Source organism: [Clostridium] celerecrescens 18A, from assembly GCF_002797975.1.
Classification (GTDB): domain Bacteria; phylum Bacillota; class Clostridia; order Lachnospirales; family Lachnospiraceae; genus Lacrimispora; species Lacrimispora celerecrescens.
The window spans coordinates 1,586,964-1,600,195 of the sequence record NZ_PGET01000001.1 but is presented as its reverse complement, the minus strand read 5'-3'; the positions used below and the strand labels follow the sequence as shown (position 1 = coordinate 1,600,195).

Genomic DNA, 13,232 nt, shown 5'->3' with positions numbered 1-13,232 from the left:
TCCTGCCCGATGTTCCGGTTATGAGGGTATTCCCGTAAGGTTGTTTAATTCATATCCTTCATAAGAAACTTCGCGCTCTTCTACCGGCATAAGAACTGCCTGTACAAAATCCTGACCGCTTGATTTTACAATATCTACCTGTACTTGTAAAGCATTTTGTACATCCTGACGGGTCAGGTCATCAAGAAATACCTCTTCTCCGCTTCGGAACATACATTCAGGAAGCAATAACCTTCTGCCCATTGCTTGTCCCTTAAGCTGTCCGATTAAATCCTGGCCGGTGATTAAACCTGCCACTGTGATCTGCTCCCCGAAAAAGACATTGGTAATAGGATAAACGTGAATGATCCGCCCGGGAAATTTTTCCTGTACCAGTCTTGCATGTTTCTCAATATAAGGGGCAGCAAGCCTGCCTGTTGCGATTGAAATCTCTTCAGATTTATGGTCATTCTCCATGGTTTCCAGAGCGGCCTTAATCTCCTCATCCAAAAGCCGCAGCATGCCTACGCCGTTTTCCAGCTGAATATATCCGTCGTAATGGCTCTCTTCCGGAAAAGGCACTCCCGCCAGGATATAAAGTTCGTCACTGGCATGAATGAAATGGGTTCCATGGGCTTTATAAAGCTTTTTCTGCCATCGTCCGATGATCTCCACGATCTCTTTTGCATCATCAGCCGTAAAGGGCTGTAAAGGATACAGGCCATCCCGGTATTTTGACATTCCAACAGGGACTGCGGATACGCTCTCCATATATGGGAGGTATTTTGATAAATCCTCTATAGTCCTCTCCAGCTCATTTCCGTCATTGATGCCCTTACACAGCACGATCTGTCCGTTCATGGGGATCCCTGCCTCATAGAGCCTCCTGATCTTATCCAGCGCTTGGCCTGCAAACCGGTTGTGAAGCATTTCACACCTTAATGTGGGATTGGTGGTGTGAACGGAAATGTTGATCGGTGCCAGTTTAAACTTTATGATACGGTCAATGTCATGATCGCTCATGTTGGTCAGTGTCACGTAGTTTCCCTGTAAAAAGGAAAGCCTGGAATCGTCATCCTTAAAATACAGGGTCTCTCTCATTCCAGGGGGCATCTGGTCTATAAAGCAGAAAATACATTTATTCCGGCAGGATCTGTATTCACTCATGAGTCCGTTTTCAAAGGTAATCCCCAGATCCTCGTATTGGTTTTCTATTTCCAGCTCCCATTCTTCCCCATCTTTCTTTTTTACGGTCATGAGAATGGACTCGCTGTTAATGTAATACTCATAATCAAAAATATCTTCCAGTTCATGACCATCTATGGACAGGACCGTATCCCCTGGCTCCAGTTCCAGCTGATCTGCTATAGAGCCGGAATCAACTTCTTTTATGATATGTCCTCTTTTGCTCATCTTAATTTTACCTTTCTGTAGCTGTCCCATATATCATAACAAGATTGTCACTCTTTGTAAAGGAAGCCTTTTTTGTTTTTTTCCTGGAAATACGACCGAAGCTATTGACGCATTCTGTCATTCAATGGTATAAAAGGGTGTAAGATTAAAAGCAGGCAGTCTTACGACTGGCTGTTGATTTATTATGGAGGAATCTTTGTCATGGCAAATGATTATGTATTTAACGACCAGCTACCTGTTGCTTCCCTAAAGATTGCAGCGCTGGAAAGCTGCCGGGAATTGGCCGGGAAAGTAAACGACCACATCGTAGGTTTCCGCAGAAATGATATCCAGGAGCTTATACGCCGAAAAGCTGATCTTCACTATCGCGGATATGATGTGGATTCCTATCTTCTCAAATGCGAATGCCCGCGTTTTGGAAGCGGAGAAGCGAAAGGCATTATCAGGGAATCCGTCCGGGGTACGGACGTATTTGTGATGGCAGACGTCACCAATAACAGCATAACCTATACCGTCAATGGTTATACCAACCACATGTCTCCTGATGATCATTTTCAGGATTTAAAAAGAATTATTGGCGCCTGCAGCGCAACGGCTCATAGGGTATGTGTTATCATGCCGTTTTTATATGAGAGCCGCCAGCATAAGAGAACCAAACGGGAATCTTTAGACTGCGCCATGGCTTTGGAAGAACTGGTACATATGGGAGTCAGCAACATCATTACCTTTGACGCCCACGATCCCAGGGTCCAAAATGCCATCCCGTTAAATGGATTTGACAATTTCATGCCCACTTACCAGTTTGTCAAGGCAGTATTGAGGAAGTGTCCGGATTTAAAGATTGATAAAGAGCATTTAATGGTAATCAGTCCGGATGAGGGTGCCATGGACCGTGCCGTATACCTTGCAAACAACTTAAGCGTGGATATGGGTATGTTTTATAAGAGGCGGGATTACTCCAAAGTAATCGATGGACGGAACCCGATTGTCGCCCATGAATTCTTAGGTGCCTCCGTAGAAGGTAAGACAGTGTTAATCGTAGACGATATGATCTCTTCCGGGGAGAGCATGCTGGATACGGCTAAGGAATTAAAAGAGCGGAAAGCAGATAAGGTAATCGTTTGCTGTACCTTTGGCCTGTTCACCAACGGACTGGCTAAATTTGACGACTATTACAGTCGGGGCTATATAGACTGTGTGGTTACAACAAATTTAAATTACCGTCCCATGGAATTGCTGGAAAGGGAATGGTATGTAGAAGCAGATATCAGTAAATACATTGCGGCAATTGTTAATTCTTTAAATCATGATGTGCCCATAAGTACAGCCCTTTCTTCTACAGAGAAAATCCAGAATTTGTTAAAAAAATATCGGGCATAAGAATATACCCTGCATATGTAAACGCAAAAGGGTGTAAGGTTCCTCTTCATTTTAACCAAAAAGTGAGATGCTGCTGTTTTGCAGCATCTCACTTTTTTGAACTTATGAATGATAAACAATCAAGTGTATCATATACCTTTGGTCTTTTCTGCAATCCCTAGAAATGCCGCCAGATTCCCTCTCTCATTCCCGGTCGTCCGGTGGGAAAATAAAAGATCGGAATTACAATGGGTGCAGATATCCGTAACCTGTATGTTTTCCTGCTTTATCCCTGATTCCAGCAGCACAATTTCATTCGCCCGCCAAAGATCCAGCAAATATTTTCCATCTGTCTTTTCAGATAAGATATCGCCCCAATGCTTTTTATCGAACCCTTTCATAAACTCCTGGGCCACTTCGATTCCCACCTCATAACATTCCTTACAAATGCTGGGGCCGATGCAGGCGATCACATCCTCTGCCTTCGTTCCAAAGGCTTCCTCCATTTTCTTAACCGTAACTTCCCCCATACGTTTCACGGTTCCTCTCCAGCCGGAGTGGCTCAGCCCAATGGCCTGATGGATTGGATCCAGAAAATAAAGGGGCACGCAATCTGCATAAAAGGTGACCAGGGTAATTCCAGGAATATTGGTGATCAATCCATCCACATCCTCATAATCCCGTTCCTTTACGATTCCCTTCCCCGCATCCTCTTCTGTTACCAGCCGTACATTGGTGGTATGGGTTTGATAGGATAAAACCATCCGCTCCACATCGACTCCCAGGGCCTTTCCCATCCTATGGTAGTTTTCCAAAACATGCGACCGATTATCTCCTCTGGTAAATGTAAAATTCATAGTAGCAAACTTACCCTGGCTGACGCCACCCAGTTTTGTTGAAAACCCCTGCTTCACTAACCCAGTTCTTTCTAAAACAGGGAAGGACAAATAAGGTACCTTTTCCACTGTCTTATAATCCATTCCTGTAACACTAGCTTTTCGCTTCCACATATCTTCCATCACACCTTTGTTTAAAATGCGTCTTTAATCAGCCGGATTTCCTGTCCCAGGATAGCCACCACATCAAACCGGCAGGGAATGTCCTCTCCCAGATGGCACCGGTACAAATATCTTTTGGCAGCATCCCTGATTTTCCTCTGCTTCGAAAAATGGACTGCTTCCGCCGGATCTCCTTTTTCCAGATTCCGCCGGTACTTTACCTCAATAAAGACGAGTTCCTTTCCATCCTTTGCGATAATATCAATTTCTCCCTTACGGTCTCCAAAATTCCGTTCTAATATAACATATCCTTTACTTTCCAGATATGCGGCGGCCGCATCTTCAAATTCATTTCCAATCTCCCGATTGTTCTTCAAATACAACCTCCCACAAAATTCTTGATAAAGCTGCGTCTGTGAATGGGACATGGGCCAAATTCCTTTAGAGCATGAATATGAGCTGCCGTTCCATATCCCTTATGCTTTGCAAAACCATATTCGGGAAACAATTTTTCATATTCCTCCATCATATGATCCCTGGTCACTTTTGCCATAATGCTTGCAGCGGCAATTGACACGCTCTTTGAATCTCCCTTGATAATAGGAACCTGGGAAGCGGTAATTCCCGGGATCGTAACCGCATCATTTAAAAAGACTTCCGGCTCTGCTCCTAATTCGCCTATGGCAAGCCTCATCGCTTCATAGGTAGCCTGCAGGATATTTATTTCATCGATCCGGTCTGCTCCGACCACTCCGACTGCAAAAGCGGAGGCTTTTTCCTGAATCTCTTCAAAAAGGGCTTCCCGCCGTTTCTCTGACAGCTTTTTTGAATCATTTAAAAAAAGGATTTCGCAAGCCCTGGGCAAGATCACCGCACCGGCTACCACCGGCCCTGCGAGAGGTCCGCGTCCAGCCTCATCGATACCGCAGACCAGGATATGATCCTCATATTGACGTTCAAACTCTTTCATTTTTTCCAGGCGCTCCTGTTCCGCCTGAAGCTTTTCTTCTGTTAATTTTCTCATTTCTTTATGCTCCCATGTTTTGATTGAAAAACAGGGTCTTGCTCTTTTTCCAAAAAGCAAAACCCTTTCTTTTAATTTTGGTTATTGCGCAGGAAGTTCCAGAGTCATCCGACCCAGCTTTCCGCTTCTGAAATCATCGATTAAAAGATTCGAAGCTTTTACCAGGTCCAGTTCTCCGCCTTTTGCAAGACAGGCCCTGGCCTGTGCTACCTGCATTAATGCCTCAAGGGCATCTTCTGTTTCTATTCCATATCTTTCAGATAGAACTCTGGGATATTTTTTTGTCAGGAAACGGATGAGTTCCATTGCCAGTTCATCCTTATTCAATATCTCATCATTAACAGATCCAATGAGAGCAAGCCTGATTCCCACCTGCTGATCCTCAAATTTCGGCCACAAAATACCGGGGGTATCAAGAAGCTCTAAGCTCTTATTAAGCCTGATCCATTGATTCCCTTTTGTCACTCCCGGTCTGTTTCCTGTTTTTGCACATGCTTTTCCTGCAAAGGAATTGATAAAGGTAGACTTTCCCACATTGGGAATTCCAACCACCATGGCTCTCACCGGACGGTTTAAAATTCCTCTTCTGCGGTCACGTTCTATTTTCTCCTTGCATGCCTCCTGAACTACACCGTTAATCTGCTTTAATCCAGCCCCGCTCTTGGAATTTACCTTGACAACGTGGCAGCCCTTGGCTTCAAAATAAGCCTCCCAGGCGCTGTTGCAGCGTTCATCCGCAAGATCGGATTTATTAAGCAGAACGATACGTGCCTTTCCGGCTCCTAATTCATCAATATCAGGATTCCGGCTGCTTAAGGGCACTCTCGCGTCCACCAGTTCTATTATCAAATCAATTAATTTGATATCTTCCTTCATAGCCCTTTTGGCTTTGGTCATATGACCTGGATACCATTGTATATTCATAACATTCCTCTACTTTGAACGAATTAGTTCCATTTTTATAAAAGGCATCATCCGGAACCATACCTTGCCCTGGATCTGACCTCTGCTTACATTTCCGATATTGGCAAAACGGCTGTCCTCGCTGCTGTCTCTGTTATCACCCAGCAGAAAATATTCATCGCTTCCAAGCTTGACCGGCTTTTCCGCAAGTCCGGCAAGAGAGATACGGCCAGAGCCTGACGGCTCTTTTAGCTTTTCGCCGTCAACAAAAATTTCATCGTTTTTCACCTGCACGGTTTCCCCTGGCAGTCCGATGACCCTCTTTACATTCATTTTCTGATCTTCTCTTTGAAATACCACAACATCAAACCGATCCGGTTTTCCAAAATCATAAGCCAGCCGGTCCATCAAAACCACATCATCCGAAGCGAGAAGAGGAAGCATGGAGTGCCCTGCAATCACAATCTGTGTTCCATAAGCATATACCAGAAACCATGCTAAGGCAATCACTACTACAATATCAACGACCCAGTTGACTATTTGCCGGAGCTTATTATTATCTTCACTGTGATAAAAATCCATGTATGAAACCCCCCATCTATTATAAGGAAGTTCGCTTCGCTTATCTTCATTAAGTAACTCATGTCAAGAAAGGGACAATTTGCATTGTCCCCCTCACCTGATCCGGAATTATTTAACTGATTCTTTGACCTTAGCAGCCTTACCAACTCTGTCTCTTAAGTAGTAAAGTTTTGCTCTTCTTACTTTACCTCTTCTTACAACTTCAATGTTGTCTACAGAAGGGGAATGTAATGGCCAGGTCTTTTCAACGCCGATGCCGTTAGAATTCTTTCTTACGGTAAATGTCTCTCTGGCGCCGCCGTTCTGTCTTTTAATAACGGTTCCTTCAAAAATCTGGATTCTTTCGCGGGCACCCTCTTTGATCTTGTTGTATACCTTAACGGTATCGCCAACGTTGAACTGAGGAACTTCCTGCTTTAACTGTGCTGCTTCAATATTCTTAATAATTTCGTTCATTGTGTGAACCTCCTTGATATTATTTGATGTTCTTAATACTTCATTTTATAATCCGTAACAGAGGACCATCGCCTTTTCATCACAACGTTTTTCATTTTATCATAAAGAAACTTGGATTGCAAGTCCTTTTTCATAAAGCGGATATTCGCAATCCGCTTCACTACTTACTTGATTCGGTTATATTATTCCCGTTTTTCCTGCTCATTTTCAAGCTTTTTTAAATATTCCGCTTCTTTTTTGGACAGGCTGGCCTCCGCCAAAAGATCCGGCCTGCGTTCCAGGGTCCGTTTAATGGATTGTTCCCTTCTCCAGGTATCAATATTTTTATGATGACCGGATAAAAGGATATCAGGAACCCGGAGCCCCCTGTACTCTTCCGGTCTGGTATACTGGGGATATTCCAGAAGATTGTCGTGAAAGGATTCAAATTCTGCAGAGGTATCGTTGTTTAGGACCCCTGGGATCAGCCGGGAAATGCAGTCAATCATAACCATGGCCGGAAGCTCGCCTCCTGTCAGCACATAGTCACCGATGGAAAGATAATCCGTGGCAACAAGTTCCAAAGCTCTTTCATCAATTCCTTCATAATGGCCGCACAGGAAAACAAGGTCTTCTTCCTTTGCCAGCTCCTCCGCAATTCTCTGGTTAAAAACCCTCCCCTGGGGAGTCATGTAGATAACCCGGGGCTTTTTCCCTATTTTCTCACACAAATCATCATAGGCGTCACAGATAGGCATAGGCTGCATGACCATTCCGGCTCCGCCGCCATATGGATAATCATCCACATGGCGGTGCTTGTCCGTTGAATATTCCCGGATATCTATAGCTTCAATAGAGAGCAGGCCTTTTTCCGCCGCTCTCCCAATAATGCTGGTGTGGAGGCCGTTTAGGACCATCTCAGGAAACAGGGTTAATATGTGATAATTCATTGTCTATTTCCACTCCTCTATCTTAATCCAGAAGTCCAGCCATGATGTGAACTGTAACAATTCCTTCTGTTAAATCCACATTTAACACGCATTCCTTAATTGCCGGAAGCAGGACTTCCTTCCCTTCTGCCGTTTTTACCTCATAGACGTCATTGGCTCCGGTCTTAATCACATCGGTCAGGGTTCCAAACTCTTCTCCATCCTCAGTGACTACACGAAGTCCAATTAAATCTACAATGAAATTTTCATCCGGTCCCAGCTCTACCGCCTGGTCCCTGGTTATGAGCAGATCTTTTCCTTTATATTTTTCAATGTCATCAATGGAATCATATCCTTTAAACTTAAGGATCACCATATTCTTAAAAAACTTTACTCCCTGGATTTCAAGATCCATATGTTCCCGGCCCGTATCCAGAATTACATTCTTTAGACTTTTAAAACGATTTACATCGTCTGTGGTTGGATAAACCTTCACTTCTCCTCTCACCCCGTGAGTGGATGAAATTACACCAACTCTTAACAAATTATCCATCTGTCTCTCCATCTTATGCAAAGGAAATCTGCTTCCCTTTGCTCATCGAACCATGTTAAAGAAACCGGATATCACTATCCGGCTTATTCTTAAGCATTTGCACAAAGAAAATAATACCAAAAGGACCGTCGTCCCGACAGGCCGGCGGTCTTTTACGGTTACTGAATCTCTACAGTAACCTTTTTGTCTTCTTTGGAAGCTGCTGCTTTTACAACAGAGCGGATAGCTTTAGCGATCCTGCCCTGCTTGCCAATTACCTTACCCATGTCGGAAGGTGCAACCGTAAGTTCAAGGATTATCTCATCGTCTTTTACGGTTTCAGTAACAACAACCTGATCCGGGTTATCAACCAGTGCTCTTGCAATTACTTCTACTAATTCCTTCATATGCTTCACCTCTCACTACTGGATACCGGCGATCTTTAAAAGCTTGCTTACAACTTCAGTTGGCTGAGCACCTGCAGTTAACCACTTCTTTGCGTTCTCTTCGTTGAACTTGATTACGCTTGGTTCTGTGGTAGGATCATAGTAACCAACCTCTTCGATGAATCTGCCATCTCTTGGAGATCTGGAATCTGCAACTACAATTCTATAGAAAGGAGCCTTTTTCTGACCCATTCTTTTTAATCTCATTTTTACTGCCATTTTGAAATTCACCTCCTTAAATCTTGGATTCTGAAACTAATTTATAGCGAACGCAGAAATCTGCTTTGCTAACGTAAAAGAATAAACTAAAACGGTAACTTCATCTTGCCGAACAAACCGCCGTGACGCTTTCCGCCGCCCATCATGCCGGGAAGCTGTTTCATCATCTTCTTCATCTGATCAAACTGCTTGACTATGCGGTTTACTTCTGTGATATCCACGCCCGCACCCTTAGCTACACGCTGCTTTCTGGAAGCATTTTTCATAAGCTCAGGATTCAACCGTTCTTTGTTTGTCATGGAAAGGATGATCGCTTCCACCCGGTCCATGGCTTTTTCATCAAAATCCATATCCTTCATCTGGCCCATGCCCGGCATCATGCTTAATATGCTTGCCATGCCGCCCATTTTCTTTACCTGGTTCATCTGGTCCAGAAAGTCATTGTAATCAAATTCCGCCTTGCGGAGCTTTTGAGACAACTCTTTTGCTTTCTCTTCATCAACCTGGGTTTCAGCCTTTTCAATAAGGGAAAGGATATCGCCCATACCAAGAATTCTGGAAGCCATACGGTCCGGATAAAACTGTTCCAAATCGGAAAGCTTTTCTCCCATACCTACATAAAGAACCGGTTTTCCAGTTACTGCACGGATTGAGAGGGCTGCACCGCCCCTGGTATCACCATCCAGCTTGGTAATGATAACGCCGTCAATGCCAATTTTGTCGTTGAACATTCCTGCTACATTTACCGCATCTTGTCCTGTCATGGCATCTACTACCAGGATTGTCTGATGAACATCTACTGCATCTTTAATTTCGATCAGCTCGTTCATCATGTCTTCATCAATGTGAAGACGGCCTGCCGTATCCAGAATGATCACATTCTGGTCATTCTTTGCCGCATAAGCAACAGCAGCCTTTGCTATATCTGCCGGTTTATGGTTTTCTCCCATGGAGAAAACGGGAACGCCCTGCTTTTCCCCATTGATCTGCAGCTGCTTGATAGCAGCGGGACGGTAAACGTCACAAGCAACGAGAAGCGGCTTCCTGCCCTTTGCCTTAAGCTTTCCAGCTATTTTGGCAGTAGTGGTCGTTTTACCGGCGCCCTGAAGACCTGCCATCAGAATAATGGTCGTATCACCGGCAGGCTTTAACGAAATTTCAGTCGTCTCAGATCCCATCAGCTTTACCAGCTCTTCATTTACAATCTTTATTACCATCTGTCCGGGAGTCAGACTGTTCTGGACATCCTGTCCAATTGCCCGCTCCTGTACAGCGCTTATAAACTGTTTAACAACCTTAAAGCTTACATCGGCTTCCAGTAAAGCCATCTTCACTTCTTTAAGTGCTGTTTTCACATCGGCCTCGGACAAGCGTCCTTTGCCTCTTAAGCTCTTAAATACATTCTGTAATTTATCGGATAAGCTCTCAAAAGCCATCTAACGCCCTCCTAATGAGCTTCCAGCTCGATGATTTCGCCCGATATCTCCTCAATGCGATGGATCAGATTCATATCTGAACTGCCGGCAAACTCTTTTGTCAAACTCTGGATCTCTCTGGCCAGTTTTTTTGTCTGCTCAAACTTTTTTACCAGATGAAGTTTTTCTTCATAATCTTCCAGGATCTTATTGCACCGTTTAATGAGGTCATGGACACCCTGACGGCTGATTCCCTGTTCTTCTGCAATCTCACTTAAAGATAGGTCATAAAAAACCACATCTTCGTAAATATGCCTCTGATGCTCCGTTAAGAGAGCGCCGTAGAAATCATATAATAAGACCTGTCTTGCAATCCTCTCCATATCATCACCTGGGATATCATACAATATTTTTTATTAGGTGTCAAGTGTTTTTTCTTTACACCCCTGTTTTATTTTAAATAAATCTTTCTTTCGGAATTGGTCGTTCAAGAAACTTCTTTATGAAATAATAAAGTTTCCTGCTGTGTACAATATAACTGCCGTGCCCTTCTCCCGGAAGGATGTTAAGACGGCTGTCTTTAATTTTTGAAGCAAGATAACGGGTATGGGATTCACGGACCATATCCCGTTCTCCGGCCAATAGAAGGACTGGAACCGGGATGCTCTCCAGCTCTCTGGCTGTTATCTGGGGTTCTTTCAGCATCATCAAAAGCTTTGGATCGTGATTTACGGCTTCTAACAGAGAAAATAATTTAAGCCAGTACCATTTTAAACCCTGGGGATAAGCATTAGCTCCGCATAACACCAGCTTTGAAAAAAGCTCCGGATACCGGACGGCTGCAAGAATCCCAATGATCCCGCCGTCGCTGAATCCACAGTAGCAGGGGTTTTCAAGCTTCAGCTTCCTGGCAAATTCGGCCACGTCTTCCGCCATTGCCTCATACCCCAGTGTTTTCACTCTGGAACTTTTTCCATGATCTCTGGAATCCAGGGCATAAACGGTATAATTTTCTCTTAAAAGCTCCGCTGTTTCATTAAAAATACTATGATCCTCTCCATTCCCATGGACAAGAAGGATCGCCGGGCCGCTTCCTGAAACCTCATAGTATAACGTGACTCCATTTACTTCAATATACACGGCTTCTCCTTATCTGGTTGGAACAATCTCGATCCAATAGCCGTCAGGATCACTGATGAAGTAAATGCCCATGGCAGGGTTTTCATAACAGATAACACCCATTTCCTTATGTTTTTTATAGAAGGTCTCGTATTCATCCGTTTTGAATGCAAGATGAAATTCACATTCTCCCAGGTTATAAGGCTCTTTTCGTTCTGTTAAGTACGTCAGTTCCAGGGTAAAATCACTTTTTCCATCACCTAAATATATCAGTTTAAAGGAACCGTCTGATGCTGTTTTTTCACGCACAGGGTCAAGTCCCAGTGCATCCTTATAGAATTTTAAGCTCTTTTCCAGATCAAGTACATTAAAATTAAAATGGTTAAATGTAATCATACCGCTGTCACTCCTTTTTCATTTTTCATACCGGCTGCGTTTCCCTTCTAACGGATACGCACCTGTCTTTCGTCCTATCCATCATACCATACGTATGATCCCCCTTGTCAACTGCAACCGGATAACTTGTGCAGGAAATGTAAAAAGGTCCGGCCTTTCAGGAAAAGCCGGACCTTATTCAATCCTTATTTTTTCGGCATAAGTGCTTTTGTGCCTCCCATATAGGGCTGTAAGGCTTCCGGAATCTTCACGGTTCCATCTGCCTGTAAGTTGTTCTCCAGGAAAGCGATCAGCATTCTTGGAGGAGCAGCTACGGTGTTGTTTAGCGTATGGGCAAAATACTTTCTTCCTTCCTCTCCAGAAACACGGATCTTAAGTCTTCTTGCCTGGGCATCGCCTAAATTAGAACAGCTTCCCACTTCAAAATACTTTTTCTGTCTTGGGGACCAGGCTTCTACATCTACTGATTTTACCTTTAAATCCGCTAAATCACCGGAACAGCATTCCAGGGTTCTTACCGGGATATCCAGGGAACGGAATAAGTCAACTGTATTCTGCCATAATTTATCATACCAATCCATACTTTCTTCCGGCTTGCAGACAACGATCATTTCCTGCTTTTCAAACTGATGGATCCGGTACACTCCACGTTCTTCCAAGCCATGAGCGCCTTTCTCCTTGCGGAAGCAGGGAGAATAACTGGTTAAGGTCTGAGGAAGCTTTTCTTCCGGAAGGATGGTATCAATGAATTTTCCGATCATGGAATGCTCGCTGGTACCGATCAGATATAAATCCTCTCCTTCGATCTTATACATCATGGCATCCATCTCGGCAAAGCTCATAACGCCGGTAACCACTTCACTGCGGATCATGAAGGGCGGAATGCAATAGGTGAAGCCACGGTTTATCATGAAATCCCTTGCATAGGAAAGTACAGAAGAATGAAGCCTTGCAATATCACCCATCAGGTAATAAAAGCCATTTCCGGCTACTTTTCTTGCACTGTCAAGGTCAATGCCGTCAAAGCTTTCCATGATTTCTGTGTGATAAGGAATCTCAAACTCAGGAACAACAGGCTCGCCGTAACGTTCTACCTCTACGTTCTCGCTGTCATCCTTACCGATGGGGACGCTGGGATCAATGATATTCGGAATGGTCATCATAATCTTTTTGATTTTTTCTTCCAGCTCACGTTCCTTTTCCTCCAACCCGGCCAGATGTTCGGAAGCATCGGTCACGTTCTTCTTCATTTCCTGTGCTTCTTCCTTTTTCCCCTGTCCCATCAAGGCGCCGATCTGTTTGGAAAGTTTGTTGCGTTCAGCTCTTAAAGCATCACCTTCCTGCTTTGCTGTACGGTTCTGCTCATCGAGTTCAATCACCTCGTCAACTAACGGCAGTTTACTATCCTGGAATTTATTTTTAATATTTTCCTTTACAATTTCAGGATTTTCTCTTACAAACTTTAAATCTAACATGGTATTCC

Annotated in this window: 17 protein-coding genes; 1 reads left to right on the top strand and 16 read right to left on the bottom strand. The window is 43.9% G+C overall.

Annotated features, from left to right (window positions below):
* Nucleotides 1-18: 18 nt before the first annotated feature.
* A complete protein-coding gene (locus tag H171_RS07600) occupies nt 19-1,392 on the bottom strand; it encodes a DUF512 domain-containing protein (protein ID WP_100307461.1) in 1,374 nt (457 codons plus the stop codon).
* A 201-nt stretch (nt 1,393-1,593) separates the two neighbouring features.
* On the opposite strand from H171_RS07600, the gene H171_RS07595 reads away from it, so the two are divergent.
* Entirely contained in the window at nt 1,594-2,772 is a 1,179-nt protein-coding gene (locus H171_RS07595) for a ribose-phosphate pyrophosphokinase (protein WP_100304594.1), read from the top strand.
* A 128-nt stretch (nt 2,773-2,900) separates the two neighbouring features.
* Here the strand turns inward: H171_RS07595 and pgeF are convergent, their stop codons facing one another.
* The 15 genes from pgeF to serS all read right to left on the bottom strand — a co-directional run bounded on the left by pgeF (nt 2,901) and on the right by serS (nt 13,224).
* The gene (gene pgeF, locus H171_RS07590) at nt 2,901-3,770 is read right to left on the bottom strand and encodes a peptidoglycan editing factor PgeF (RefSeq protein WP_100307460.1); all 870 of its coding nucleotides are present in this window, start codon (nt 3,768-3,770) and stop codon (nt 2,901-2,903) included.
* 11 nt (nt 3,771-3,781) lie between these two features.
* Complete coding sequence (locus tag H171_RS07585; RefSeq protein ID WP_100304593.1) at nt 3,782-4,177, bottom strand: YraN family protein; 396 nt, start codon at nt 4,175-4,177, stop codon at nt 3,782-3,784.
* The gene (locus H171_RS07580; protein ID WP_100304592.1) at nt 4,123-4,773 is read right to left on the bottom strand and encodes a ribonuclease HII; all 651 of its coding nucleotides are present in this window, start codon (nt 4,771-4,773) and stop codon (nt 4,123-4,125) included. Before H171_RS07580 ends, H171_RS07585 begins: the two co-directional genes overlap by 55 nt.
* An 81-nt stretch (nt 4,774-4,854) precedes the next feature.
* Nucleotides 4,855-5,697, bottom strand: coding sequence for a ribosome biogenesis GTPase YlqF (gene ylqF, locus H171_RS07575; RefSeq protein WP_100304591.1), 843 nt, complete (start codon nt 5,695-5,697; stop codon nt 4,855-4,857).
* Nucleotides 5,698-5,706: 9 nt separating this feature from the next.
* Nucleotides 5,707-6,258, bottom strand: a complete 552-nt coding sequence (gene lepB / locus H171_RS07570; protein ID WP_100304590.1) for a signal peptidase I — start codon at nt 6,256-6,258, stop codon at nt 5,707-5,709.
* 108 nt (nt 6,259-6,366) lie between these two features.
* Entirely contained in the window at nt 6,367-6,714 is a 348-nt protein-coding gene (gene rplS / locus H171_RS07565) for a 50S ribosomal protein L19 (RefSeq protein ID WP_025233207.1), read from the bottom strand.
* A gap of 182 nt (nt 6,715-6,896) precedes the next feature.
* Nucleotides 6,897-7,643: a tRNA (guanosine(37)-N1)-methyltransferase TrmD gene (gene trmD, locus H171_RS07560; protein ID WP_100304589.1), complete on the bottom strand. Its 747-nt coding sequence runs from the start codon at nt 7,641-7,643 to the stop codon at nt 6,897-6,899.
* 22 nt (nt 7,644-7,665) lie between these two features.
* Nucleotides 7,666-8,175, bottom strand: coding sequence for a ribosome maturation factor RimM (gene rimM / locus H171_RS07555; RefSeq protein ID WP_100304588.1), 510 nt, complete (start codon nt 8,173-8,175; stop codon nt 7,666-7,668).
* 158 nt (nt 8,176-8,333) lie between these two features.
* Nucleotides 8,334-8,561: a KH domain-containing protein gene (locus H171_RS07550; RefSeq protein ID WP_025233209.1), complete on the bottom strand. Its 228-nt coding sequence runs from the start codon at nt 8,559-8,561 to the stop codon at nt 8,334-8,336.
* 15 nt (nt 8,562-8,576) lie between these two features.
* Nucleotides 8,577-8,819: a 30S ribosomal protein S16 gene (gene rpsP, locus H171_RS07545; RefSeq protein ID WP_013272775.1), complete on the bottom strand. Its 243-nt coding sequence runs from the start codon at nt 8,817-8,819 to the stop codon at nt 8,577-8,579.
* Nucleotides 8,820-8,905: 86 nt separating this feature from the next.
* The gene (gene ffh, locus H171_RS07540) at nt 8,906-10,255 is read right to left on the bottom strand and encodes a signal recognition particle protein (RefSeq protein WP_100304587.1); all 1,350 of its coding nucleotides are present in this window, start codon (nt 10,253-10,255) and stop codon (nt 8,906-8,908) included.
* Nucleotides 10,256-10,266: 11 nt separating this feature from the next.
* Nucleotides 10,267-10,617 carry a YlxM family DNA-binding protein gene (ylxM, locus tag H171_RS07535; RefSeq protein ID WP_100304586.1) on the bottom strand — a complete coding sequence of 117 codons (351 nt, stop codon included), beginning with the start codon at nt 10,615-10,617 and terminating at the stop codon, nt 10,267-10,269.
* A 73-nt stretch (nt 10,618-10,690) separates the two neighbouring features.
* On the bottom strand, nt 10,691-11,374 hold the full coding sequence (locus tag H171_RS07530; protein WP_100304585.1) for an alpha/beta fold hydrolase: 684 nt from the start codon (nt 11,372-11,374) through the stop codon (nt 10,691-10,693).
* Between the two features lie 9 nt (nt 11,375-11,383).
* Nucleotides 11,384-11,749: a VOC family protein gene (locus H171_RS07525; RefSeq protein WP_100304584.1), complete on the bottom strand. Its 366-nt coding sequence runs from the start codon at nt 11,747-11,749 to the stop codon at nt 11,384-11,386.
* Between the two features lie 185 nt (nt 11,750-11,934).
* Entirely contained in the window at nt 11,935-13,224 is a 1,290-nt protein-coding gene (serS, locus tag H171_RS07520) for a serine--tRNA ligase (RefSeq protein ID WP_100304583.1), read from the bottom strand.
* Between the last annotated feature and the right edge of the window lie 8 nt (nt 13,225-13,232).